Origin of the sequence: Paraburkholderia sp. GAS32 (genome assembly GCF_050434225.1) — a bacterium.
Taxonomy (GTDB): Bacteria; Pseudomonadota; Gammaproteobacteria; order Burkholderiales; family Burkholderiaceae; genus Paraburkholderia; species Paraburkholderia madseniana.
Genome location: NZ_JBNPVS010000001.1, coordinates 139,018 through 162,397 on the forward strand (window position 1 = coordinate 139,018; position 23,380 = coordinate 162,397).

Below are 23,380 nucleotides of genomic sequence, written 5' to 3' on the forward strand. Positions count from 1 at the left end.
ACGCCGTGCGGTGCGCGTTCAAAGCACCACCGGCACTTCGGTCGCCGGTGGCGTATTGCGGCTGCGCCGGCAGCGGATCAAGCCGTCGATCATCACCATGCCGACACCAGGGATATCGCCGAGTTGCACGCTCTCAAGCAGCGTATCGGCGGCCGTGTGCTGCGCGCGGTCCATGAAGACGAGGTCGGCGGGACGGCCCACTTCGATCAGCCCTTGCCGCAGATTGCGTTGCCGGGCGGTATTGCCTGTCGCGAAGCAGAAGGCGATTTCCGCGGGGACGTCGGCGAGACTGGAGATCAGCGCGATCATCCGCAGAATACCGAGTGGCTGCACGCCGGAACCCGCCGGACTATCGGTGCCGAGAATGATCCGATGCGGACACTTCAATTCGATCGCATGACGTGCGGTGAGCAGCGCAATCCGTTCGTTGCCGTTGTGAACGATCTCCAGCGCGCGGCTCGATTGCTCGCACAGATCGCATACGTGCCGATAGGACAGCGACGTATGGCCGCCATTGATGTGGCCGATCACGTCCGCATCGGCGGCGAGCACCACGTCTCGATCGATCAGGCCAGAGCCCGGAATCGACGGGCCACCGGTGTGAATCGTGCTTTGAATGCCGTATTTGCGAGCCCAGGCGACCATCTGCGCCGCTTCCTCGCCGCCCTTCACGCTGCCAAGGCCCACTTCGCCGAGCAGCTTCACACCCGCTTCCGAGAGCTCCTTGAAGTCCTCCTCGACCATGCCTTTCTCGATCACCGGCGCACCCGCCATGACTTTCACGCCGCCACCAACACCCGCGCCACGCATCCCTTCGAACGAGCGTTGAGCGGTAATGGCAAGCGCCTTTACGCCAACCACGTCTTTCGGACGGCCAGGTAAATGCACTTCGCCGGCGGAAATCATCGTCGTCACGCCGCCGTTCAGATTCGATTCGATCCAGCCCATCTGATTCTGGCGCGGTGTCCAGTCGCCGAACACCGGGTGCACGTGCGAATCGATCAGGCCTGGGGCGACCGTGGTGCCTTTACAATCGACGGTGGTCCGCGCACCTTCGAGGTCGCAATCTTTCTCGCGGCCGATCGCGACGATCACGCCGTCGTCGATCACCAGCGTGTTCGCGTCGAGAATCGGCTGGTCGATATCGCCGGATAGCAGCAGACCAATGTTCGTTATCGCGACCTTTCCCGACAAGCCTGTCAACGTCTCTGCTGCCATCTGCTTCTCCTTTCGCACCGACTGCCCGGCGCCGCATGCGTGCACAACCTGCACGCATGCGGCGCCAATGGAATCACACGCTCAGATAAGCGCGCCTGACCGTTTCGTTCTTTGCGAGTTCGCCGATCGTGCCGCTGAAGCGGATCTGCCCTTTTTCAAGGACGTACGCACGGTCGCTGACCAGCTCGGCGAAGTGTAGATTCTGTTCCGACAATAGAATCGACAGCCCTTCGCGCTTGAGTTCGAGAATCATGTTGGCCATCTGCTCGACGATCACGGGCGCCACGCCCTCGGACGGTTCGTCGAGCAGCACCAGATACGAATTGCCCATCAGCGTGCGGGAGACAGTGAGCATCTGCTGCTCGCCGCCGCTCATCTGTCCGCCGGGACGTTTTGGCATTTCACCGAGATTGGGGAAAAGGCGGAACAGCTTTTCCGGCGTCCACTCGGGCGCGCCTTCGCGTGGCGGCTGACGGCCTGTATCGAGGTTCTCCATCACGGTCAGATCGGAGAACACGCGGCGATCTTCAGGGACGAAACCCATGCCCATGCGGGCGATCCGATACGGCGGCAACGCCGCGATGTTTTGCCCGCGAAAACGGACCTCTCCCTGACGGCGTGGCAGCAGACCCATCACGGCTTTCATCGTCGTCGATTTGCCGGCGCCGTTGCGGCCCATCAGCGCGACCACTTCGCCGCGGCCGACTTCGAGGCCAACGTCGAACAGAATGTGCGCGCGGCCATAGAACGCGTTGAGGCCGGCGACTTTCAGCATCGGCTCGCTCATTGCAGCGCTCCTTGTCCTTGATGGCCGCCTGCCGCTTCATGCAGCGGCGCGCGTGGCTGGAAGGTCTTGCCAGTGCCGAAATAGACTTCCTGCACGCGTGCGTCGTTGCGGATCGTTTCGGCGTCGCCCTCGGCGATCAACTTGCCGCGCGCGAGCACGATCATGCGATCGGCGTACGCGAATACAACGTCCATGCTGTGCTCGGTAAACAGCACGCCGATTTTGTGCTCGGTGACGAGTCGCTTGGTGAGCGCCATCAGTTCGTTGCGCTCCTTTGGCGCCATGCCGGCAGTGGGCTCGTCCATCAGTAGTAGCTTCGGGCGGTTTGCCAATGCGATAGCGAGTTCAACGCGTTTGACGTCGCCGTATGCGAGCACGCCGCAGGCGCGGTTCGCATCGGCGCCCATGCCGACCTGTTCGAGCAGCGTCATGGCTTCATCGGCATAGCGCGAGCCCGCGGGTTTCCAGAGGCCGAAAGTCTTTCGTTCACGCGAGACCAGCGCCATCTGCACGTTTTCGAGCACGGTCATCGAATTGAAAGTCGCGGCAATCTGGAACGTGCGGCCGACGCCCAACCGCCAGATATCGCGCGGCCGCATGCCGACCAGTTCATGATCGTCGAGACGAATCGAACCAGACGACGGCTGCAGTTGCCCGTTGACCATGTTGAAGCAGGTCGACTTGCCCGCGCCGTTCGGACCCAGCAGCGCCAATAGTTGGCCGGCTTCGAGATCGAAGGAAACATCGTCGACCGCTTTCAGGCCGCCGAACGATTTGGAGAGACCGGAGACGCGCAGCAAGCTCATAGCCCCTCCTTGATCGCCGTGCCCTGCGATTGCGATTGCGATGGAACACGCTCTTCCGCCTTATCCACCGTATCGTCACCAAAACGCTCGCGAATGAAACCGACGATACCCTGCGGAAACGCGATCACCAGCAGCAGAATGGCGAAGCCCAGCAACGCCTGCCAATAATCGGTTTGCCGCGCGACGGTGTCCTGCAGCCACGTGAACACGGCCGCGCCGACGATCGGGCCAGTCAACGTCTGCAAGCCGCCGAGCAACACCATCACGAGGCCATCTACTGAACGGCTGACGCTGATCACCTCCGGCGAAATCGTCCCTTTGGAGAAGGCATATAACGACCCGGCAAGCCCGCAAAACAACGACGCGACGACGAAGGCCGCCCACTGCACGCGTTTCACATCGATGCCGATCGCCTCGGCGCGCAACACCGAATCACGCGACGCCCGCATCGCATAGCCAAGCGGCGAGAACAGCATCTTGCGCAACAGCCACACACCGATCACAGCGCAGACGAGCGTCAGATAATAAAAAGCCACCGGCGACGCCAACCAGTTCGACGGCCACAAGCCGAGAATGCCGTTACTGCCGCCCGTCACGTCGTCCCACTGGAACACGACCGACCAGACGATCTGTGCGAATGCGAGCGTCAGCATCGCGAGGTAGACGCCTGAGAGACGCACGCAAAACCAGCCGAACACGAGCGCGCCTGCCACGGCGAGCAAGGGGCCGAGCAGCAACGCGGCTTCCATCGGCAGATTCAAAACTTTGAGAAACAGCGCGGCGCCATATGCGCCCAGCCCGAAATACGCGGCGTGGCCGAAAGAATGCATGCCGCCAGGGCCCATGATGAAATGCAGACTCGTCGCGAACAACACGGCGATCAGAATTTCAACCAGCAGCACAGGCATATAGGGAAACGCATTGGCCGCAAGCGGTGCGAGTACCAGCACCAACAAAGCGATTGCGGCCAACCACTTCAGGCGCTTGCCTGCTGGCCTTAATGGCGCTTCAGGCGCGGCCATGCCACGCACCGCAGCGCTCGCCTTCCCTAACAAGCCCCAAGGCCGCACCACCAGCACCACCGCCATCACGACAAATTCTGCAACCAGCGTAAAGCGGCTCAACGACAGATCGATACCGAACACCGACACATGGCCGATGCCGATGCACAGCGCCTTGATCTCCGCGATCAGCAACGCCGCGACGAACGCGCCCGGAATCGACCCCATGCCGCCGACCACGACGACAACAAACGCATTGCCGATGGTCTCCAGATCGAGCGACAGATTCGCTGACATGCGCGGCCCTTGCAGCGCGCCGCCCAGGCCGGCGAGAAACGCGCCGACGAAAAACACGCCGGTGAACAGCCACGCCTGATTAATACCGAGTGCGCCGAGCATCTCGCGATCCTGTGTCGCGGCGCGCACCAGCGTGCCCCACCGTGTACGCGTCAACGCATACCAGAGCAGCAGCAACACCACCGGCCCGATCACGATCAGCGCGATATCGTAGGTCGGCAGCGGATGGCCGAGAAAACTAACTGCGCCAGCCAGATGTGGCGCACGCGGTCCGAACAGATCTTCCGGACCCCACAGCCATAGCGCGGCATCGCGAAAGATCAGCACCAGCGCGAATGTCGCCAGTAGATGAAACAACTCCGGGGCCTGGTAGATGCGCCGTAACACGATCATTTCAACCAGCGCGCCAAGCACCGCGACAACCAGCGCGGCAGCCAGTACCGACAGCCAGAACCCGCCCGCCGTGTGGCCAAAGCGGCTCGCGATGCTATACGCGACATAGATGCCGAACATATAGAACGAGCCATGCGCGAAGTTGACGATGCGCGTCACGCCGAAGATCAACGACAAACCGGCGGCGACGAGAAACAGCGTCGACGCGTCGGCGAGTCCGTTGACTAGCTGTACCAGCAAATTCGAAAGCATCGCGACCCTTAAAGTAACTCAGCGCAAACCGTCTTCGCCTTTGATCTCACTCACCTGCAAGCCGCCGATACGCGGTAACGGCCGGCCCGAGGCCGTCACCGCGACCGCCACGACAATTTCGTTGGCGCGCGGCGCGTCCGACACGCGCGCTTCGATTGCATCGAAATGGCTGCGCACGAAGGCGGCGTCCTTGTGACCCAGCGGGACATCGATCGCGGTGCCAAGCGTACCCATTTTTTTCGCCGACGGCACCAGCGCCGCGCCCTTCTCGACTGCTACCCGCAGCGGCGCACCCAGCTTGGGGTGCAGAATCGCCGCCGCATGCTCGAGTTCACCTGCTTCGCCGACAATCGCCGCCTTGCCGTAGCTTTGCGCGTCGCCCGGTTTGATACCCAAGGCTTCGACGCACTTGTTGCCGAGCAAGGCTCCAAGCTCCTCACCGGCTTCGATCAGCGCGTCCAGCTTCGCCTCATAGCGGCCCGCGTAGGGATTATCGATCACCGCAATCGCGACTGCACGGCGTGTCGGCGGCTCGATGGCCTGCCCCATTTCAATGCGTGTTTCATCGACCTGCACGACCAGCTTGCGAAGCTTGATTGCCATTTCGATCTCCGGGTTTCGATGCGTGTTCTGCTTAGTGTTTTACTTACTCGCCGCAACGCATTGCTTCAGCTCCGCGCTTCGACTCATTGTTTCATTGCAATGCTTCAGCGCATTGCGTGACTCAGGCGCCGCTCAGCGCAAGCCGTCCTTGCCCACAATCGCCTCTTTCGCCAAGCCGCCGACGCGCGCATGCACGCGCTGCCCCGTGCTCATCACGAGGATATACACCAGCTCATCCGCAGCGGGCGCGCCGGGCACACGCACTTCGATCGCGTCGAAATGGCTGCGCACGTAGCTCGCGTTGACATGCGTCAGTGGCACATCGAGCGCGGTGGAAGGCGCGCCGACTTTCTTCGTCGACGGCACGATCGCGTTGGTCGGCACGCCGTTTTTTTCCAGCAGTTCGCGCATCGCATAGCCGCCGGGGACGTGCCACAACGCGCCATGCTCGAGCTCGCCGCGCGAGCCGACGATTGCACCCTTGCCGTAGCTTTCGATCGCCGCGTGCGGCACGGCCATCGCCGCCAGCAGCCGTTGCGCCATGTCGAAACCGATCGGCTTGAGCGCTTCCATGGCGTGTTCGATTCTGGCTTCGTAGCGGCCGGCGAACGGATTCGTCATCACTGCGGCGATCGCACCGCGCCTGAGCGGCTGCGCGGGCGCGGGACCGAACTCGTGGAAAATGTCTTCGACGTGCGTCAGCACGCGGCGTATTTCGAACACGGAGCCTCCGTTGTTATCCGGGCGCGCTGTATAAATAACGCGCCATTCTGATAGGTACCACCGGTCACACGTGCCCGCCCTTGCAGGAACAGTGCGGCGCCTTCGATCAAACCTTGTTCGTGCAAGCGCTGCGCGGCGTCGACACCGCGTGCCAGCGCGAAATCGATCAGCGCTTGCGGCAAGGACGGCACGTCGACGGTCACGAGCAGGTCACCGAGATCGCTATCGTCCTTCAACGAGGAAGCCGGGCTGCGCACGATGCCGGCATGCTCCAGATTGACGGCGTTGGCGATCATCGTGGCGGCGGCATCGGCGGTGGCGGCGTTGCGGGCGAGCACGGTCACGCTGTCGGCGATCCCCAGGCTGAAGCTGCGGCCGCGCCAGCCGCTCGTCGCGACGCCGCGAATCGGCATGGCGGCGTCGAGCGTCAGGTTAGCGTCCAAAGCCAGATCGCCTGAAGCCTTCTCACCGGAGAACGCCGCCAGATCGGCGAACACGCCCACGCGGTACTGCTGTCCTTCGGTCAAATGGAGTGCAATGTCGCCACCGTTGTTGATGAAGGCGCGCGAGATGCCTTCGCGTGCAAACGCCGTGATCAATTCGTCCGCGACGCTGCCCGCAACGGCCGCCATCGGCGTGATATAGCGAGCGCGGTGGGGATAACATGCGCTCCACATGCGCCGGGCCACGGCGCCCTTCAACGTGCAATCGCTATGCGCCGCGTCGCCCTGCACAGGCTGCCGAAGCAGCGTCAACTCGCCGACCAACTCGGGCAATACTTCCACAAAGCGCGCCCAGCACGCCACGTATGCAGCCTGCACTGCCGAGGGCTCGCCGTCCGCGCTGAGGATCAGATCGATCGGGCCATACTGCCAATGCCAGCGGGCCGCGTCGAGCCGGGTTCGGGTTGGGTTCATCGTGTGCGTCGCGTTCGTCGTGTCGATTGTGCCGGTGGTGGCGCCGCCGTTAGCCTGGCATTGGCGGCATAGCCGGCGGCCACGGATTGTCGGGATGACGCGCGATAGTCCTGCGCGCGAGCGGTGCCCCTTCCGTATGCTCCGGTCCATTCGCCAGCACGCTTTCCAGTGAACGCACCGCGTCGAGATGGCCGCCGAGATCGCGATACGCGTCATACGTCATGGTGAATTCGATCGGCGCGACGATCGCGGGCGTAGGTACAGTGCCAAACGATCGATCGGGCATGCGCGAGACATCCACCATCACGGTGATGCCGCCACCCGGCCACACATAGGTTGGCGCGCCACCACATGTTACGTTCACCAGCCTCTGTTTGATCGCGCGCGTGAGCAGGACCGGATTCTCCGTGGCCCCCGCTCGCAGGCTGCCGCCCGCGCCGCCGAGAAACAGCACCGTAGCAAGCGACGGCTCGCAATTCTCGCCAATTCGTTCGACCGTGCCGCGCACAGCGTCCGGCATCGCTGCGATGCGCGGCACGAGGTCCCGATCGAGTTCATACCACTGTGCGTGTTCGCCGGTGGTCGACACCATCAGCAAGCGCATGCCCGGTTTCGCCACCGCGGGATCGAAGCTTTCGACAATCGCCAGCGGGTCCTGAATGTCGGTGCCGCCCCAACCGGTGCCGGGGTTCGCCACCTGGAAATAACGGCCAGGCGTCGATTTGCGTCCGCGAATCTTCAGACCTGAGGGCGTCATGCCGAGGCAACGGCCCGCCTGGTGCTCGGTGAGTACGCCGGTGATGTGATCGTCGACCACCACCACTTCGTCCGCGTGACCGAACCATTGTTTCGCAAAGATGCCGATGGTGGCCGACCCACAACCCACCCGCATACGCTGTTCTTCGACGCCGTCGACAATCGGCGCCGCGCCCGCACGAATCACCAGACTCGCGCCGCCGTCGATGGTCAACTCCACCGCTTCCTTGTTGCCGAGCGCGAGCATCATGTCGCACGTCACGCGGCCTTCTTTCTTGCTGCCGCCAGTCAGGTGGTGAACACCGCCGAGGCTCAGCATCTGCGAGCCGTACTCCGCCGTGGTCACATGGCCGACGATCTCACCATGGCAGCGCACGTTCGATTGCTCCGGCCCGAGAAAGCGGTCGGTATCGATTTTCACCTTGAAGCTGCAATAGCTGAAAATGCCCTCGGTGACGACGGTGACCATGTCGACGTCGTCCAACTTCGAGGAAACGATGAAAGGCGCGGGCTTGTAGTCGGGATACGTAGACGATGCGCCAACGCCGGTAACGAACAGCGCCTGTTCCGCGGCAGGATCGTGCACCCCGGACGATGCACCAAATTCGACCGTGGTACCCACATTGCTAGTGATCGCTTCAGACGAACCCGCGGCGCGTGAAAGAAACACCACAGGGTCCACGCGAATCAACCGCCCGTCCGCATTCGCATAACGATCGCACGCGCCGGTGCGGCCTTCCGAAATCTGGCACAACACCGGGCACGCATTGCATTCGATCTTGTTCGACGCCATCCGCTCGCTGCGCGGCGCCGCTTTCTCGAGCACGGTCGGACCCGGCGTCGAGGCGGTTTCGCCGTCGACGCGCTCCGCACCGAAATCGACCTTCGTATGTTCTGTCATGGTGGGGTTCCATACGACGACATTACAATCGGTCCTGCCCGGCTGACAAATAATCCCTGTTTTAAGGGACTTTTGCGTGACCCGTATTTTTCCATGTTGCGGTCACTCACCGTTCGTGTAGCATCCACTACACCAAACTTGCTTGAAATCTACTCGATCAAAATAGACTGCGCAACGAGTTTCCCGGTATCCATCTGAATGCTGCGGCGCGGCATCCCCGCAGGGATTACGAATCAATCTACCCCGAAGCACATGAGCTTGCAGGGCATTTCGTCGCGCGTGATATGGGCTGTATGATGAAGGCGCGCCATACCTGAGCGCACCAAGCGGCTGCGGCGCATGCCGTTCAACCTGACGCTAACAAAGAGATCCGAGACCGCCATGAGTCCCACTGCCGCCCGCAAGCCGGGCGCTATCGGCATCCGAGCGAAGCAGGCGCAAGACACGCGCGCCAAGATTCTCAAAGCGGCAATCAAGGTCTTTGCAAAGCAAGGCTATGCAAGCGGCCGGGTCGAAAGTATTTCGAAGGCCGCGCGTTCGCACGACCGGATGATCTATTACTACTTCGGCAGCAAGGAACAGTTGTTTGTCGAAGTGCTGGAGACCATCTACACGCAGTTCAACGAAGCCGAAAGCAAGCTCGATCTCGATCTGGACGACCCCGTGCACGGCCTCGAACAGATGGTCGAATTCGTCTGGCAGTATTACCTCGATCACCCTGAGTTCGTCACCCTGCTGTCGAGCGAGAATCTGCATCAGGGCAAGCACGCGAAGAAATCGTCAAAGCTGAAGGAGATTTCGGGCTATGCGATTTCGGTCGTGCAGAAGTTGCTGGACGCGGGCAAGGCGCAAAACGTCTTTCGTGCCGACGTCAAAGCGCGTGATGTGTACCTGATAATCGCGTCGCTCGGTTATTTCTATAACGCCAATCAGTACACGCTAGGGGCGTTTCTCGGCGAACCGCTGATGGACAAGGCCGCACTCGCGCATTGGCGCGAGGTCATCAAGGATACGGTGTTGCGCGCCGTGCGCTTGCAGTTGCCTGCGGACACGGCAGTGATGGATAAGAGCAGAACGGCCTGAAGCGCGTTTTGTCTGACGTACGCTTCAGGCTCCACATCGCGTCATTCCGGTGGAAGGCGGCAGGCAGGACTCGCGTGACGGCGTGACGCGCGGCGAATGCCGGCATGGTTACACGCCACACCAGTCGTCGAACGTCGTTACGGCTTTGCCGCTGCGGCGTCGTCTTCGCGGAACAGTTTATCGGCCAGGTGGAACGCCGAATTGGCAGCCGGCACACCGCAATAGATTGCGGTTTGCAGCAGCACTTCCTTGATCTGCTCGCGCGTCACGCCGTTGTTCTTCGCGGCGCGCAAGTGCAATGCGAGTTCTTCGCTGCGATTGAGCGCGACCATCATCGCGATGGTCAGCAGGCTGCGCGTGTGACGCGGCAAGCCTTCACGCGTCCAGATTTCGCCCCACGCATAGCGGGTAATAAAATTCTGGAACTCCTCCGTCAACTCGGTGCGGTTCGCAAGCGACCGGTCGACGTGCGCGCTACCCAGCACCTCGCGGCGCACCCCGAGTCCGGCTTCGTAACGGTCTTCGTCGTTCATTTCTGCTCCGTCAGGAAGTCGAGCACGGTCTTCGTGAAAGCCTCGGCCTTCTCGATGTTGGAAATATGCGAGGCGTCCAGTTCGACATAACGCGCGCCCGGAATCGCTTGCGCCAGTTCGCGGCCTTGTGCCGGCGTTGCGGCCAGATCGTGCGTGCCACTGATCACTAGCGCAGGCACCTTGATGCCGGGGGTTTCAGGGCGCAGATCGGTGGCGTCGATGGCGTCGCAATTGGATGCGTAGCCTTCCTTGTCGGTATGCACGAACACGTCTCGGATCATGGCGAACACCACCGGTTCACGTTCGATAAAGTCGGCGGTGAACCAGCGCGGCAGAACCACGTCGGCCAGTGCGAGCATGCCTTCAGTGCGGGCTCGTGCAGCGCGCGGCACCCACACTTCCGGCGAACCGATGCGCGCCGCCGTATTGCTCAGCACCACGCGCTCAAGACGATTCGAGTGACGCGCGGCCAACGCGACGCCGGTGAGGCCGCCCATCGACACGCCGCAGAAATTCGCGCGCACGATCTTCAGCGTATCCATCAGGCCGAGCACGTCGCCGGTCAGTTGTTCGATCGTGTACGGACCCTTCGGTGCTTCCGAGTGACCATGACCGCGCGTGTCGTAGCGCAGCACGCGGAAGTGTTTGGACAGCGCCGCGACTTGCGGCGTCCACATCGACAGATCGCTGCCGAGCGAATTCGACAACACGATCCACGGCGCATTGCCGTGACGGTCACCGTCGATTCGATAATGCAGCTCGGTCCCGTTGACTGCGGCGTAGGGCATGCCGGTTACTCCTTGGAAGTGGCGCGTTTGGCGCGCGTGTGATGAAGGGCCAGCGCGGCGTCCACATAAGCGTGCGCCTGGCCGACGTATTGAGCAGGATCGAGCAGTTGCTTCAGGCGATCGAGCGAAAGATGTTCGATCACGGCGTGGTCCGCCGAGAGCACCTCGAAGAGCGTCTTGCGCTCGGCGATTGCCGCTTTCGATGCGCGCTCGACCAGATGATGCGCATCGAGTCGGCCGATGCTGTCGCCGAGCGCGAGCATCACGGCTTCGCCGAGAATCAATCCGTGCGTGACGTCGAGATTGGCGGCAAGGCGCGGAACATTCACGTTGAGACCCGTGGCGATCTGCTCGATGTTGGCGAGCGCTCCGCCTGCAAGGCGCGCGAGGTCCGGCAACGAATCCCACTCAGCTTGCCAGCCGCCGAGCGCGCGCTCGTGCTCCTGCACCATGCCGGCGAACACCGTGGCCACCAGCCCCGGCGCGCGAGTCGCGGCCGTCAGCACCGCGGCGCAGCCGACCGGGTTGCGCTTGTGCGGCATCGTCGACGAACCGCCCTTGCCTGCCGCGGCGGGCTCGGCCAGTTCGTCGATTTCGGTTTGCATCTGCAGCGAGATATCGCGCGCGATTTTGCCGAGCGTGCCGATCAACATGCCGAACAGCGCCGCTGTTTCAGCGATGCGATCGCGCTGCGTGTGCCATGGCAAGGTGGGCACAGCGAGCTTGAGTTCTTGCGCCAATGATTGGGTAACTTGCGGCGCCGCGTCACGCAGACTCGCCAGCGTGCCCGCCGCGCCACCGAATTGCAGCACCAGCACACGCGCGCGCAACGCATCGAGCCGCTCACGATGACGCAGCAACGCGTCGAGCCATTGTGCGAATTTCAGACCGAGCGTGATGGGCAGGGCTTGCTGCAGCCAGGTGCGGCCGATCATCGGCGTCGCGCGATGGGTGGCCGCGAGTTTCGCGACTGCATCGCATGTGGCTTCTAAGCCGCTGTCGAGCAGATCGAAGGTCTCGCGCAGTTGCAGCACCGTTGCCGTATCGATGATGTCCTGGCTCGTCGCGCCCCAATGGACGTACTTCGACGCTTCGGCGTCCGCCGCTTTGACACGCGCGGTGAGTTGTTTGACGAGGGGAATCGCGAGGTTGCCGCCGAGCGCCGCGTCGCGCGCAAGTGCGTCGGCGTCGAGTTGATCGGCCTGGCAGGCGCCCTCGATCGCGGCCACGGCGCTGTGCGGAATCACGTTATGGGCAGCCGAAGCGCGCGCGAGCGCTGCTTCGACCTCGAGCATCCGTTGCAGCGTGGCACGCGGCGCCCAGATGTCGTTCATCGGCTGTGTGCCGCAAAGAAGGCCGGTCAGACGGGCGCTGGAGTCGAGCATGATGGCGTCGATGAGGGTGTCGGAAGTGAAGGTTTCGCCGCGGCGATCCGGGCGTGCTGCGAGGCGCGCCCTTGGCGCTTTCTATCGAGAGCGTACCGCACACGGCGTTACGGCGCATTCTGTTCCGAATGCTGCCGCGTCGGCTCGCTGTAACAACGTGACGCCGTGGCATCGGGTCACGCGCATGAAGCTTGCCTCATGCGCGCTGCGGACATTGGCGGATGCACGGTTTGCGCGACCCGCGTATTGGTGGCTGCACGCTGCACGGCTTGCTCATCGGCGACGGCACGTTGCGCGCGCGCACATTTGTGGCAGCACGCTGCGCGGCGTGCGCGTTGCCATCGCCCGGCCAGCGGTTTGACTCGCCACAGGCCTTCGTGCGGACGGCTGCCGCGCCCGTGCTTAGGCCGCGCGTGCCGCCTGAGTGCCGTCGATCAGCGGCACGCCGGTCAGTTTGTGCAGCGCATCGAAGTCGATGTCCGAGAAGATCTCGCGCACCACGAGGCCCTTGTCGGTGACGTCGATCATGGCCAGGTCCGTATAGATGCGGTCGACGCAGTTCACGCCCGTCACCGGGTACGTGCATTCCGCCGCGATCTTGCTTTCGCCCTGCTTGGTCAGGTGCTCCATCATCACGTAGACCTGTTTCGCGCCGATTGCCAGGTCCATGGCGCCGCCGACAGCCGGAATCGCGTCGGGCGCGCCGGTGTGCCAGTTCGCCAGGTCGCCCTTCGCCGACACCTGGAACGCGCCGAGCACGCAGAAATCCAGATGGCCGCCGCGCATCATTGCGAACGAATCCGAGTGATGGAAGTAGGCACCGCCCGTAAGCAGCGTGACGTGCTGCTTGCCGGCGTTGATCAGTTCGTCGTCTTCCTCGCCCTTCGCGGGTGCCGGGCCCATGCCGAGCAGGCCGTTTTCGCTGTGCAGGAAGATTTCCTTGTCGGCACCAAGGTGGTTGGCCACCAGCGTCGGCACGCCGATGCCGAGGTTCACGTAAGCGCCTTCAGGGATATCCTGGGCAACGCGCTTGGCCATTTCATCGCGGGTCAGTTTTTTCATGTCGGTCTCCTCAGGCGGCGTTCGCGGATGCAAGTTCGGCTTGATGCGCAGCTTGCGGCACTTCGATCACGCGTTGCACGAAGATGCCTGGCGTGACGATGTTTTCCGGATCGAGTTCGCCGAGCGGCACCACTTTCGACACCTGCACGATGGCCGTTTTCGCCGCGCTCGCCATGATCGGACCGAAGTTGCGGGCGGTCTTGCGATAGACCAGATTGCCCCAGCGGTCGCCCTTGAACGCTTTGATCAGCGCGAAGTCCGCGTGCAGCGGCGACTCCAGCACGTAATGCTTGCCGTCGATCAGACGGGTTTCCTTGCCTTCGGCGAGCTTGGTGCCATAACCCGTGGGCGTGAAGAACCCGCCGATGCCCGCGCCTGCCGCGCGAATACGTTCCGCGAGGTTGCCTTGCGGCACCAGTTCGAGTTCGATTTCGCCAGCGCGATAGAGCGCGTCGAACACATACGAATCGCTTTGGCGCGGGAACGAGCAGATGATCTTGCGCACGCGTTTGGCGTTGAGCAGCGCCGCGAGGCCGATGTCGCCGTTACCGGCGTTGTTGTTGACGATGGTGAGTTCGCGCGCGCCCTGTTCGATAAGCGCGTCGATCAGCTCGGACGGCATGCCGGCCGTGCCGAAGCCGCCGATCATGACGGTCGCGCCATCGTGGACATCGGCGACCGCCGACTGAAGTGACTCGAAAATCTTGTTGATCATGTCGAATTTCCTTTTGGGGCGCTGCGTATCGCCAGGCTGTTTGCCTTTGCAGGCAAGGGCTTGTGCGGGACGGTCTCCGGGCCGGGGCTGACGCTTTTGGTTTGTTCACTTTCGATTTGTTCGATATACGAACATGGATTCGGTTAGCGAACGTTCAGGGCGATTATGGTTGCGCTTTGGGCTGGTTGTCAAGGCAGGGGATTCCCCCTAAGGATAGGTTTTTCGCCTGCTCGGCGGGGGCGGTTTTGGTTTTTTTGGGGTGTGGGCTGCTTGTTTGTGTGTTTGCCTGATCGGCGCTTTTTGTCAGGGTTCGTAGGGCTTTGGCCTTTCCTTGTTTTGTTAGTGGTCTATTAGCGTTGCCCCTGTGCGGGGCGGCACCTACTTTTCTTTGCCGGCTGCAAAGAGAAGTAGGCAAGAGAAAGCAGCTCAAACCACTCCTGCTAAGCGGGTCCCGTGGTCTGCTGCGGGTAGTGGTGCATCTGGAATCTGTGTTCGTGCCCCTGCATACGCCAGTGACAAGGGCGTCATTCTTCCGGCGGCGCTGCGCGCGCCGAAGAGCAGTTCATAAAACCACTCACTACGTTTTGGCGCTCCCGCCTCGCCACCGGACCGTGGCTCGTCACTGCATCTACATATCGTTTGAGGCGGGCTTCCCCGGAGAGTGCAGAGGCGCGTCGCCGAGGCGAAGCCGACGGCCCCCACAGACCTCAACCGAAGCCCGTGGTTTCCCATGCAGACCCGTCCGCGACGCACGCAGTGCGGAGTGGGAGCGGATGAGTCCTTTGTCACTAACGCGGAATGTGCGAGAACACGGATTCCAGATGCACCACTACCCGCAGCAAACCACGGTGCCCACTTAGCAGTAGCGGTTTGAGCTGCTTTCTCTTGCCTACTTCTCTTTGCAGCCGGCAAAGAGAAGTAGGTGCCGCCCCGCACAGGGGCAACGCTAATAGACCACTAACAATTCAAGGAAAGGCCAACACCCTAAGAACACAGACAAAAACCGCCGAGCAGGCAAAAAACCACTATCCAAAACCAAGATTATTAAACTACCCTCTATCCAGATTCCAAATACCCCCGCAGCGCCGCAGGCAAAAACCACCATGCCCGACACCCCCCTGGACCTAAACCTAATCCCCTACCTGGTAGCAATGGAAGACACCCGCAACGTCAGCCGCGCAGCGGAGCAACTAGGTGTCAGCCAACCCCGCGTGAGCACCGCGTTAGGCCGCCTGCGGGAATACTTCGACGATCCGCTCTTCGTGCGAACCTCGAAAGGTATGGAACCCACGCCGCGCGCGCTCGCCATCCTCCCCGCCGCCCGCGACGCGCTTCTGCGTATCGAAAAAGGCATGCTCGACGTGCAGGACTTCGATCCGGCCACCAGCACTCATACCTTCTCCCTCGCGCTCTCCGACGTCGGCGAAATCGTCTTCCTGCCGCGGCTCCTGCAACTCTTTGCCGAACGCGCCCCGCATGCGAATCTGCGCTCGGTGTCGCTCTCGCCCTCGCAGGTGGAACGTGGACTCGAATCGGGCGACGTCGATCTCGCCGTGGGCTATTTCCCCGATCTGTCGGGCAATAACTTCTTCCAGCAACGGCTCTTCACCCATCGATTCATCTGCCTGATGCGCACGGGACACCCCCTTGCGAAGGCGCCCCTCACGCTGGCGCAGTACGTGGCGTCGGGCCACGCCGTCGTGCGTGCCGAAGGACGCAGCCAGGAAGTCCTCGAACATTACCTGGAAAAGAAGCGCATCAAGCGCCGCGCCGTACTCGAAACGCCGCACTTCATGAGTCTGCCGTTCATCCTCGCACGCACCGATCTGCTCGCCACGGTGCCGCACGCTATCGGTTTCGCGTACGTGTCGGAACATGCGTCGATCACGCTGGTCGAGCCGCCGCTGCCGTTGCCGCGCTTCGATCTGCGGCAGCACTGGCATCGCAAGTTTCATAACGATCCGCGGGCGAGCTGGCTGCGCGGTATCGTCGCCGAACTCTTCAACGACGACATGGACGAGTGGCCAAAGTAAGCACACGCCCCGACCGCGAGAGGGGGCATCGACACGATGCGGCGTAAAACATGGAACAATGGCCGCACTCATTGAACCCGCGCGCTCCGTTTAGCGTCGACGCGCAATCCCAGAGGAGCGACGGATGGCCAGCAGTAAAGCGAAGAAAACCAAACCCGAGGCCGCAGTGGACCGCCCCAGCCGCGAAGAAGCTGAAGCAGCGGTACGCGTGCTGCTGCGTTGGGCCGGCGACGATCCCGAGCGCGAAGGCCTGATCGATACGCCATCTCGCGTGGTGCGTTCTTATGAGGAGTTCTACGCGGGTTATCAGATCGATCCGCGTGAGATCCTCGCCCGCACCTTTTCCGAAGTGGACGGCTACGACGAAATGATCGTGCTGAAAGATATCCGCTTCGAAAGCTATTGCGAACACCACATGGTGCCAATCATCGGGCGGGCGCACGTTGCCTATCTGCCTGGGCATCGGGTGGTCGGCATTTCGAAGCTGGCACGTCTCGTCGATGCATTCGCCAAGCGCCTGCAGATCCAGGAAAAGATGACGGTGCAAATCGCCGACACGTTGAACGACGTGCTGCAACCGGCGGGCGTGGGTGTGATTCTCGAAGCGGCGCATCAGTGCATGTCCACCCGGGGCGTGCACAAGGCCGGGGTCACGATGGTCACCTCGCGCATGCTGGGCACGTTCCGCACCGATCCGTCGACACGCCGCGAGTTTTTGTCGATCGTGGGCAATCCGGGCGTGGTGGCCGTCGCCAATACCTGATAGCGGTTGGGTCGCACCGCGAATCAGGCTGCGGCGTTGGCCGCCGCCTCACGCCGTGCTGTGCGCGATACGCATCTGGCCGAAGGTGGCCAGCAACACCGCGCCAAGCACGCATGCAACACCCGCAAGTTGCGCCGCACTCACTGGCTCCCGCAACACGACAGCGGCCAACGCCACCGCGCTCACCGGCACGAGCGCGGTCATGAGCCCAGCTTCCGCGCCGCTGATGCGCGCAGCCCCCGCATACCAGAGAACAAAGCCAGCCACGGTCGGCACGAGCGCGTAGTACAGCACACCGTTCAGGGCGCTCGCATTGAACGGCATACTCCAGGGCCTTTCGAAACATGCCGGCACGAGCGCCACTGCCAAACCGATGCCGCACATCAACGCCGATAGCGGCAGCGGCGCGACCCGTGTGTGCAACTTGCGATTAAGCAGGATAAAGAGCGCCTCGCACACGATCGCCGCGAACACCAGCGCGTTACCTGTCAGCGAACTGGCGGCATGCGGCGTGGTGAAATCGTCGATACGCACGGTACACACCAGCACGCCCAGGGTGGCGAGGCCAATCGCACCGATCAACGCGGGCGCGGGGCGCTCGCCCAGCGCAAGCATGGCGACCACTGCCGACACCGCCGGCAGCGTGCCGGCAATCACACCGGCATCGGCGGCCGAGGCGAGCTTCATGCCACTGATGAGCAACACCGTATAACCGACGCTGCCCGCCCCCGCCTGGGCGATCACGAGCAACGTATCGTGTCGATCGAGACGTGGCCAGCGTACGCCACGCCAGCGCATCACCAGCACAAAGAGGGGGAACGCGATGGCAAAGCGCAGTGCGGTCGCGCTGAACGGCGGCAGTCCGCTGGCGATCGATTTGCTGACGACCACCGTGCTGCCGACGCCGATCATCGCCAGCGCGCAAAACAGGTATCCGACGTACCGTGAGCTCATGCTACTGTCCTGTTCCGTTGAACGAGCAGACACATTAGCGGCGGCACGCGCGCGCGGTCTTGAACGAAATTGCAGAGAAAGCGCCCGCCAGGGAAACAAGGAACGCCGTCAGTTCGAACAGGCGTCCAGCTCCACGACTTACCGGCGCGAATCCGACTTGCGCTCAGGCAGGACAGCCCGGCGCTGTACCTGGGCTCATCTAGTATCCTGATCGAAATAGAATCCCACCTTGGACACGAACCGAACGCGCGCGTAGAAAAACGCGCCCAGGAACACACCTTGCAGCCCGGCAAAACAAGCTTCGGCCGCAGCGCGGCCCAACCGTCACAACAGGAGTTCCGCAATTGGTAGAGTTTCCGTCGTCGGCGGTGTCAACCTGGGGCGGCGTGTTCGTTTTTGTGAACGTCCTGTTGACACGGCTCGGCCTGCCGATCCCCGCGGTCCCCGTGCTGCTCTTCGCGGGCTCGGCGATCGCCGCCGGCACACTGTCTTTCTGGCCGATCCTGTTCGCCGCCGTGCTTGGTGCGCTGATCGGCGACGGTACGTGGTTCGCCGCCGGCCGCATCTACGGCCGCAGACTGATCGCCGCCCTGGGCCGGATCTCCCCGGCGATCGATTCCAGGGTCGACAAGGCCCGCGCGCTATTCGAGCGCTTCGGCGTGGCGCTCGTGTCGATCTCGAAGTTCGTCCCCGGACTAGGACTCATCACCCCACCGCTCATGGGCACGACAGCGGTGGACAGTCGCATCTACGCTTTGTGGGACCTCGCCGGCGCTCTGATGTGGGCCACCTTCTGGCTACTCGGTGGCGCCGCGGCGGAAAGACAGTTGCATATGCTGCTCGCGTTCGTCAAAGCGCGTGGCGGCACGGTACTCGACATTCTGCTGGCCGCAGCGTTGGCCTATCTGGTGTACCGCCTGCAGCAGCGGCGGCGCGAACGACGCCGTCTCGCGGACGCGGCCCCCGCGGCTGCGTCGCAAGCGACACTCGCTGGATGGCGCCGCATCACGCCGCCCAAGGTCCTGGATGCCCGCCCACCCGCCTCAACTGGTGAAGCGCTACACCCCATCCCCGGCGTGCTGGCGCTCGACCCGCACTCGCCTGAACAGATCGACGGCGCGCTGCTCGTCCATGACATGGTGATTTATTGCATTTGCCCGGACAGCGCGACCGCCGTCGAGATCAAGCAACGGATGCGCCTGAACGGCTACACGCGGATCCGCGCACTGAGGGGCGGCCTCGACGCCTGGCAAAGGCGCGGGTTTCCCGTCGAACCTATCCCGCTGACGGACGAATCGACCACCCGCAAACGCAAGCCGGAGCCCTACGGTGAAGTTCGCGACGCGGTAACGCTGCGCGGGTTTGCCCCACGACGCGACTAAACCACCTGGGCAAACCGCATCACAGTTTGCGCAACAGTCCTGCCGCCGCGCGCATCCGGCGTTTGCGCTCCTTCTTCAGCCAGTCAAGCGTTGCATCGGTGTCGCCGGATCCGGCTAGCAAGCTCATATTGTCGCGCAGCAGCATCTCGCTCGCGACAATATCGTTCAGCGTGCCGAAACGCTTCTGAATCTGCTTCAACCGCTTCAGGACACGTTTGTGGCTGCCGCTCAGAATGGGCTCGAAAAACTCGAGCAGATAGCGCACTTTCTTTCCCGCCTTCCTGACGTCGTGAAATGCGGCGTAGTTGGAGCGCTTCGCTTGAGACGCACGCTTTATACGTTTGTTAAGCGAACGTTCGGAAGCGGTCACGCGCTTGTCGGCGAATTTTTGCAGCGGCACGCGCTCACGGGCGGTGTTCAATTCCTTATTGGCGCTGGTCAAGGCGTCTTGCAGCAAATGTTTGACGTCCGCGTTCGAAAGCGTTTCACGGCTCGTCGCCAACGCGCCGCTGCGCGCCGCCTGGAGCGTCGGCGTTATCTCGCGCGCAACGCGCTCGTCCTGCGCAATCAGTTCGATCAGAATGTCCCAATCCCGCGTCTTGCCGGCTGCCGTCGCCAGATACTTATACAGCGCCCGTTGGCGCGTATTCTCGCCTTTGTCCAGCAAGGGTTCGAACGCCCACCACAACGAACGCAATCGCCGCAGCGACACACGCAGTTTGTGCAGCGCTTCCGGCGACGCGTCTTCGCGCACCGCATTGGCTAGTTCGATCGCGTCATCGACGAGGGGCGCCGCGTACGACGCAAAGGCTGCCTCCGCTGAGGGTTCCGCGCCGGCCGGCTTGCTGTCCGCAGCCTGTTTGTCGATTTTCCGGCTCGCCCGCTTCATCGGATGTCCTTCAGAAGGTCCTTTTATGTCAGCCTAGCAAAAAAAGGTCCTGGTGGATATCCGCCGACGCGTCGCCTAAACTGCACCAGGATGGCCGCAAGACAATGCGCGTTGCATGGACTGCAATCCGTCGCATTGTGGCGACGACCTGGGTCGCGCGAGTCCACGCAAGTCTGTATGCGACCTTGGCGGCAGTTGAACCGGGAAATCCGCTCCGCTGCAGAGGCGCAGTTCGCGCATAGTTCTTTTCGGACCGCTTATCGTTCTACCCCGCCGCGCAAGCGGCAGCCTTTCCTGTAGCGTCAATCTGTACCTACCTTCCCGCGAACGCCCGTCCCGCATAGCTGTCACGCCACTGTCATCGTTACGACACACAGGCACCGCAGGATCGTCAGTTCCGCGACAATCTTTTGGGGCTCACGCCATGCCGGAACTTTCGTACCCGCAACCGGGCGCTGCAAGTGGAAAGGGGCGCAATATCGGCCTGATCATCTTCCTCGCTGTGATTGCGATCGGCGCTGCTTATTGCGCCATGCATCTGGCGGACGATTTGCAATCCGTTCGCGAAGCCTCGTTTTTGCCCTACCTGCTCCTTGGCATTGCGCTCGTGATCGCGCTCGGCTTCGAATTCGTCAACGGTTTTCATGACACAGCCAACGCGGTCGCCACCGTGATCTACACGCATTCGCTAGCGCCGAACATTGCGGTGGTCTGGTCCGGCGGATGGAATTTCCTCGGCGTGCTTACTTCAACGGGCGCGGTTGCGTTCGGTATTCTGCAGCTTCTGCCCGTCGAACTGATTCTGCAAGTGGGCAGCAGCGCGGGCTTCGCAATGGTCTTCGCGCTGCTGATCGCGGCGATCATCTGGAATCTCGGCACGTGGTACTTCGGACTGCCGTCATCGAGCTCGCACACGCTGATCGGCTCGATCATCGGCGTCGGTCTGATGAATCAGCTGATACATGGCGCGAACGGCACGAGCGGCGTGGACTGGAATCAGGTGCTCGGCGTGGGCAAATCGCTACTGTTTTCGCCGCTGATCGGCTTTCTTGCCGCCGGGTTGCTGCTGCTGATCCTGAAAGCAGTGGTGCGAGTTCCCGCGTTGTATGCCGAGCCTAAAGGCAAGGAGCCGCCGCCGTTCTGGATTCGCAGCCTGCTGATTCTGACCTGTACGGGCGTTTCGTTCGCACACGGTTCGAATGACGGGCAGAAAGGCATGGGGCTCATCATGCTGATCCTGATCGGCACCGTGCCGACGGCCTACGCGCTGAACAAGGCGGTCACGCCGGCGGAAACGCAGACCTTCATCGCTGTGGCACAACAGACCGCCGACACGCTCGGCAAATACACGCACGGCGCGGCACCGTCTGCCAATCCGCGCGACGAAGTCGAAGCGTACGTGCGCACTCGTCAGTTGACCCCTGCCACCGTGCCGGCCTTGCAGCAACTCACCGCTCTGATCGGTCAGCAGGTCGGCGCATCGGGATCGATGGCCGCCGTGCCGCAAAATATCGTCGATAACGTACGCAACAATATGTATGTCGCCTCCGAAGCGATCCGCCTGATGAAGAAGAGCAAGCAGCCGGCCTTCTCACCGGAAGATGCCAAAGCGATCGACAACTTCAAGGCGCAAACCGATCACGCCACCAAGTTCATTCCGACGTGGGTGAAGGTTGCCGTCGCTATCGCCCTCGGTCTCGGGACGATGGTCGGATGGAAGCGCATCGTCGTTACCGTCGGCGAGAAGATCGGCAAGCAGCATCTGACCTATGGACAGGGCGCGTCGGCTGAATTGGTGGCGATGCTGACGATTGGCGCGGCCGACATGTACGGCTTGCCGGTCTCGACAACGCACGTGCTGTCCTCAGGCGTGGCCGGCACCATGGCGGCCAACGGCTCCGGCTTGCAATGGGCCACCGTGCGCAGCCTGATCCTCGCGTGGGTGCTGACGCTGCCGGTCTCAATCGCGCTGGCCGGGGGCTTGTACTGGGTGTTCCGGATGGTGTTCTGAAACGGCTGAAACCGCTGCTGCCGGGTGCAAGTCCGGCAACGGCGAAGTTAAAAAAGCGCGGTTTTTGCCGCGCTTTTTTCATTTCATCGAGCAGAGATCGATCAATAAATTTCAGGCACGATCATCGACGACGGCACCGGCTGGCGGCTGTATTCGTCGTGATAGACACGCGCCGGCAACTCGACGCGCGAATGCTCGATCTCGTGATACGGCACCTGGCTCAGCAGATGATGAATGCAGTTCAGGCGCGCGCGTTTCTTGTCGACCGCCTGCACGACCCACCACGGCGCCTCGGGAATATGCGAGCGCTGCAGCATGACTTCTTTCGCCTGCGTATACGCTTCCCAGCGGCGCCGGCTTTCCAGATCCATCGGACTCAGCTTCCACTGCTTCAGCGGATCGTGGATGCGGTTCTGAAAGCGGATTTCCTGTTCTTCGTCCGTGATCGAAAACCAGTATTTGAGAATCTGCACGCCGCTTCGTGCAAGCATCTTTTCGAATTCCGGCACCGAGCGGAAAAACTCTTCGTACTCGTCATCGCTGCAAAAATTCATCACGCGTTCGACGCCCGCGCGGTTGTACCAACTGCGGTCGAACAGCACCATTTCGCCGCCAGCGGGCAGATGCGATACGTAACGCTGGAAATACCATTGCGTGCGTTCACGGTTGTTCGGCGCCGGCAATGCCGCCACGCGGCACACGCGCGGATTGAGCCGCTGCGTGATGCGTTTGATCGCACCGCCCTTGCCCGCCGCATCGCGTCCTTCGAAAATCACCACCAGCCGGTGCCCGGTCTGCACGATCCAGTCCTGCAGTTTGACAAGCTCGCCCTGCAAACGGAACAGCTCGCGGAAGTACACCTTACGCGCCTCGCGATGCTCGGGCGTGAAGCCCTCCGCGCCGTCGATGATACGGTCGTCGACCTCCATTTCGAGTTCCTCGTCGTACGCATCGATAAGGTCCTCTTCGAAACGGCGCTGCCGTTCTGCCATGACTTCGGCCTCGGGTCTCGGATCCAGCTCTTTCATTGCGACTCTCCTGGCAACGGAAATGGTTAGGCGCGCGGCGCATGCGCGTCGCGAACGGGCTCGATTATCGAAGCGCGAGGTGTCAGCCGTGTTACCGGCG

Annotated in this window: 21 protein-coding genes; 5 read left to right on the forward strand and 16 right to left on the reverse strand. The window is 62.3% G+C overall.

Features of this window, described 5'->3' with window-relative positions; translation table 11 throughout:
- Nucleotides 1-18: 18 nt before the first annotated feature.
- From P3T25_RS00620 to P3T25_RS00655, 8 genes are all read right to left on the reverse strand, one after another.
- Complete coding sequence (locus P3T25_RS00620; protein ID WP_154566924.1) at nucleotides 19-1,218, reverse strand: amidohydrolase family protein; 1,200 nt, start codon at nucleotides 1,216-1,218, stop codon at nucleotides 19-21.
- A gap of 73 nt (nucleotides 1,219-1,291) precedes the next feature.
- Nucleotides 1,292-2,005: an ABC transporter ATP-binding protein gene (locus P3T25_RS00625; RefSeq protein WP_429357243.1), complete on the reverse strand. Its 714-nt coding sequence runs from the start codon at nucleotides 2,003-2,005 to the stop codon at nucleotides 1,292-1,294.
- Nucleotides 2,002-2,811 carry an ABC transporter ATP-binding protein gene (locus P3T25_RS00630; protein ID WP_154566925.1) on the reverse strand — a complete coding sequence of 270 codons (810 nt, stop codon included), beginning with the start codon at nucleotides 2,809-2,811 and terminating at the stop codon, nucleotides 2,002-2,004. Before P3T25_RS00630 ends, P3T25_RS00625 begins: the two co-directional genes overlap by 4 nt.
- Nucleotides 2,808-4,754 carry an ABC transporter permease gene (locus P3T25_RS00635; protein ID WP_154566926.1) on the reverse strand — a complete coding sequence of 649 codons (1,947 nt, stop codon included), beginning with the start codon at nucleotides 4,752-4,754 and terminating at the stop codon, nucleotides 2,808-2,810. The genes P3T25_RS00630 and P3T25_RS00635 overlap by 4 nt, the downstream gene beginning before the upstream one ends.
- 18 nt (nucleotides 4,755-4,772) lie before the next feature.
- Nucleotides 4,773-5,357, reverse strand: a complete 585-nt coding sequence (locus P3T25_RS00640; RefSeq protein ID WP_054043300.1) for an amino acid synthesis family protein — start codon at nucleotides 5,355-5,357, stop codon at nucleotides 4,773-4,775.
- 132 nt (nucleotides 5,358-5,489) lie between these two features.
- Entirely contained in the window at nucleotides 5,490-6,080 is a 591-nt protein-coding gene (locus P3T25_RS00645; protein ID WP_429357244.1) for an amino acid synthesis family protein, read from the reverse strand.
- Nucleotides 6,056-6,997, reverse strand: a complete 942-nt coding sequence (locus P3T25_RS00650) for a UPF0280 family protein (protein WP_154566927.1) — start codon at nucleotides 6,995-6,997, stop codon at nucleotides 6,056-6,058. Before P3T25_RS00650 ends, P3T25_RS00645 begins: the two co-directional genes overlap by 25 nt.
- Nucleotides 6,998-7,046: 49 nt before the next feature.
- Nucleotides 7,047-8,654, reverse strand: coding sequence for a 6-hydroxynicotinate reductase (locus P3T25_RS00655; protein WP_154566928.1), 1,608 nt, complete (start codon nucleotides 8,652-8,654; stop codon nucleotides 7,047-7,049).
- A 381-nt stretch (nucleotides 8,655-9,035) separates the two neighbouring features.
- On the opposite strand from P3T25_RS00655, the gene P3T25_RS00660 reads away from it, so the two are divergent.
- Nucleotides 9,036-9,737: a TetR family transcriptional regulator gene (locus P3T25_RS00660; RefSeq protein ID WP_154566929.1), complete on the forward strand. Its 702-nt coding sequence runs from the start codon at nucleotides 9,036-9,038 to the stop codon at nucleotides 9,735-9,737.
- Between the two features lie 137 nt (nucleotides 9,738-9,874).
- Here P3T25_RS00660 and pcaC read toward each other — a convergent pair whose 3' ends face one another.
- The 5 genes from pcaC to P3T25_RS00685 form a co-directional block, all read right to left on the reverse strand.
- Entirely contained in the window at nucleotides 9,875-10,270 is a 396-nt protein-coding gene (pcaC, locus tag P3T25_RS00665; RefSeq protein WP_154566930.1) for a 4-carboxymuconolactone decarboxylase, read from the reverse strand.
- Nucleotides 10,267-11,058 carry a 3-oxoadipate enol-lactonase gene (gene pcaD / locus P3T25_RS00670; RefSeq protein ID WP_429357245.1) on the reverse strand — a complete coding sequence of 264 codons (792 nt, stop codon included), beginning with the start codon at nucleotides 11,056-11,058 and terminating at the stop codon, nucleotides 10,267-10,269. The genes pcaC and pcaD overlap by 4 nt, the downstream gene beginning before the upstream one ends.
- A gap of 5 nt (nucleotides 11,059-11,063) precedes the next feature.
- Nucleotides 11,064-12,443, reverse strand: a complete 1,380-nt coding sequence (locus P3T25_RS00675; RefSeq protein WP_154566932.1) for a 3-carboxy-cis,cis-muconate cycloisomerase — start codon at nucleotides 12,441-12,443, stop codon at nucleotides 11,064-11,066.
- A 402-nt stretch (nucleotides 12,444-12,845) separates the two neighbouring features.
- A complete protein-coding gene (locus tag P3T25_RS00680; protein WP_093647594.1) occupies nucleotides 12,846-13,505 on the reverse strand; it encodes a 3-oxoacid CoA-transferase subunit B in 660 nt (219 codons plus the stop codon).
- A 10-nt stretch (nucleotides 13,506-13,515) separates the two neighbouring features.
- Complete coding sequence (locus tag P3T25_RS00685) at nucleotides 13,516-14,220, reverse strand: 3-oxoacid CoA-transferase subunit A (protein ID WP_154566933.1); 705 nt, start codon at nucleotides 14,218-14,220, stop codon at nucleotides 13,516-13,518.
- A 1,103-nt stretch (nucleotides 14,221-15,323) separates the two neighbouring features.
- Between P3T25_RS00685 and P3T25_RS00690 the strand changes: the two genes are divergently transcribed.
- Both P3T25_RS00690 and folE read left to right on the forward strand, forming a co-directional pair.
- Nucleotides 15,324-16,253 carry a LysR family transcriptional regulator gene (locus tag P3T25_RS00690; RefSeq protein WP_154567888.1) on the forward strand — a complete coding sequence of 310 codons (930 nt, stop codon included), beginning with the start codon at nucleotides 15,324-15,326 and terminating at the stop codon, nucleotides 16,251-16,253.
- A 124-nt stretch (nucleotides 16,254-16,377) separates the two neighbouring features.
- On the forward strand, nucleotides 16,378-17,016 hold the full coding sequence (gene folE, locus P3T25_RS00695; RefSeq protein ID WP_154567886.1) for a GTP cyclohydrolase I FolE: 639 nt from the start codon (nucleotides 16,378-16,380) through the stop codon (nucleotides 17,014-17,016).
- 48 nt (nucleotides 17,017-17,064) lie between these two features.
- On the opposite strand, the gene P3T25_RS00700 is transcribed toward folE, so the two are convergent.
- Nucleotides 17,065-17,970: a DMT family transporter gene (locus P3T25_RS00700; protein WP_154567884.1), complete on the reverse strand. Its 906-nt coding sequence runs from the start codon at nucleotides 17,968-17,970 to the stop codon at nucleotides 17,065-17,067.
- A 344-nt stretch (nucleotides 17,971-18,314) separates the two neighbouring features.
- Here P3T25_RS00700 and P3T25_RS00705 point away from each other — a divergent pair, with 344 nt between their 5' ends.
- A complete protein-coding gene (locus P3T25_RS00705) occupies nucleotides 18,315-19,352 on the forward strand; it encodes a VTT domain-containing protein (RefSeq protein ID WP_408384365.1) in 1,038 nt (345 codons plus the stop codon).
- 19 nt (nucleotides 19,353-19,371) lie between these two features.
- Here the strand turns inward: P3T25_RS00705 and P3T25_RS00710 are convergent, their stop codons facing one another.
- Nucleotides 19,372-20,241, reverse strand: a complete 870-nt coding sequence (locus P3T25_RS00710; RefSeq protein ID WP_154567112.1) for a CHAD domain-containing protein — start codon at nucleotides 20,239-20,241, stop codon at nucleotides 19,372-19,374.
- 424 nt (nucleotides 20,242-20,665) lie between these two features.
- Between P3T25_RS00710 and P3T25_RS00715 the strand changes: the two genes are divergently transcribed.
- Entirely contained in the window at nucleotides 20,666-22,252 is a 1,587-nt protein-coding gene (locus P3T25_RS00715) for an inorganic phosphate transporter (protein WP_154567111.1), read from the forward strand.
- Between the two features lie 101 nt (nucleotides 22,253-22,353).
- On the opposite strand, the gene ppk2 is transcribed toward P3T25_RS00715, so the two are convergent.
- Nucleotides 22,354-23,280 (reverse strand): polyphosphate kinase 2, encoded by a 927-nt coding sequence (gene ppk2, locus P3T25_RS00720; RefSeq protein WP_154567110.1) that lies wholly within the window; start codon nucleotides 23,278-23,280, stop codon nucleotides 22,354-22,356.
- Nucleotides 23,281-23,380: the final 100 nt, after the last annotated feature.

Bases quoted from the DNA above. Each gene is read 5' to 3' on its own strand.
- P3T25_RS00620 (WP_154566924.1), bottom strand. From the start codon at position 1,218: ATGGCAGCAGAGACGTTGACAGGCTTGTCGGGAAAGGTCGCGATAACG.
- P3T25_RS00625 (WP_429357243.1), bottom strand. From the start codon at position 2,005: ATGAGCGAGCCGATGCTGAAAGTCGCCGGCCTCAACGCGTTCTATGGC.
- P3T25_RS00630 (WP_154566925.1), bottom strand. From the start codon at position 2,811: ATGAGCTTGCTGCGCGTCTCCGGTCTCTCCAAATCGTTCGGCGGCCTG.
- P3T25_RS00635 (WP_154566926.1), bottom strand. From the start codon at position 4,754: ATGCTTTCGAATTTGCTGGTACAGCTAGTCAACGGACTCGCCGACGCG.
- P3T25_RS00640 (WP_054043300.1), bottom strand. From the start codon at position 5,357: ATGGCAATCAAGCTTCGCAAGCTGGTCGTGCAGGTCGATGAAACACGC.
- P3T25_RS00650 (WP_154566927.1), bottom strand. From the start codon at position 6,997: ATGAACCCAACCCGAACCCGGCTCGACGCGGCCCGCTGGCATTGGCAG.
- P3T25_RS00655 (WP_154566928.1), bottom strand. From the start codon at position 8,654: ATGACAGAACATACGAAGGTCGATTTCGGTGCGGAGCGCGTCGACGGC.
- P3T25_RS00660 (WP_154566929.1), top strand. From the start codon at position 9,036: ATGAGTCCCACTGCCGCCCGCAAGCCGGGCGCTATCGGCATCCGAGCG.
- pcaC (WP_154566930.1), bottom strand. From the start codon at position 10,270: ATGAACGACGAAGACCGTTACGAAGCCGGACTCGGGGTGCGCCGCGAG.
- pcaD (WP_429357245.1), bottom strand. From the start codon at position 11,058: ATGCCCTACGCCGCAGTCAACGGGACCGAGCTGCATTATCGAATCGAC.
- P3T25_RS00675 (WP_154566932.1), bottom strand. From the start codon at position 12,443: ATGCTCGACTCCAGCGCCCGTCTGACCGGCCTTCTTTGCGGCACACAG.
- P3T25_RS00680 (WP_093647594.1), bottom strand. From the start codon at position 13,505: ATGAAAAAACTGACCCGCGATGAAATGGCCAAGCGCGTTGCCCAGGAT.
- P3T25_RS00685 (WP_154566933.1), bottom strand. From the start codon at position 14,220: ATGATCAACAAGATTTTCGAGTCACTTCAGTCGGCGGTCGCCGATGTC.
- P3T25_RS00690 (WP_154567888.1), top strand. From the start codon at position 15,324: ATGCCCGACACCCCCCTGGACCTAAACCTAATCCCCTACCTGGTAGCA.
- folE (WP_154567886.1), top strand. From the start codon at position 16,378: ATGGCCAGCAGTAAAGCGAAGAAAACCAAACCCGAGGCCGCAGTGGAC.
- P3T25_RS00700 (WP_154567884.1), bottom strand. From the start codon at position 17,970: ATGAGCTCACGGTACGTCGGATACCTGTTTTGCGCGCTGGCGATGATC.
- P3T25_RS00710 (WP_154567112.1), bottom strand. From the start codon at position 20,241: ATGAAGCGGGCGAGCCGGAAAATCGACAAACAGGCTGCGGACAGCAAG.
- P3T25_RS00715 (WP_154567111.1), top strand. From the start codon at position 20,666: ATGCCGGAACTTTCGTACCCGCAACCGGGCGCTGCAAGTGGAAAGGGG.
- ppk2 (WP_154567110.1), bottom strand. From the start codon at position 23,280: ATGAAAGAGCTGGATCCGAGACCCGAGGCCGAAGTCATGGCAGAACGG.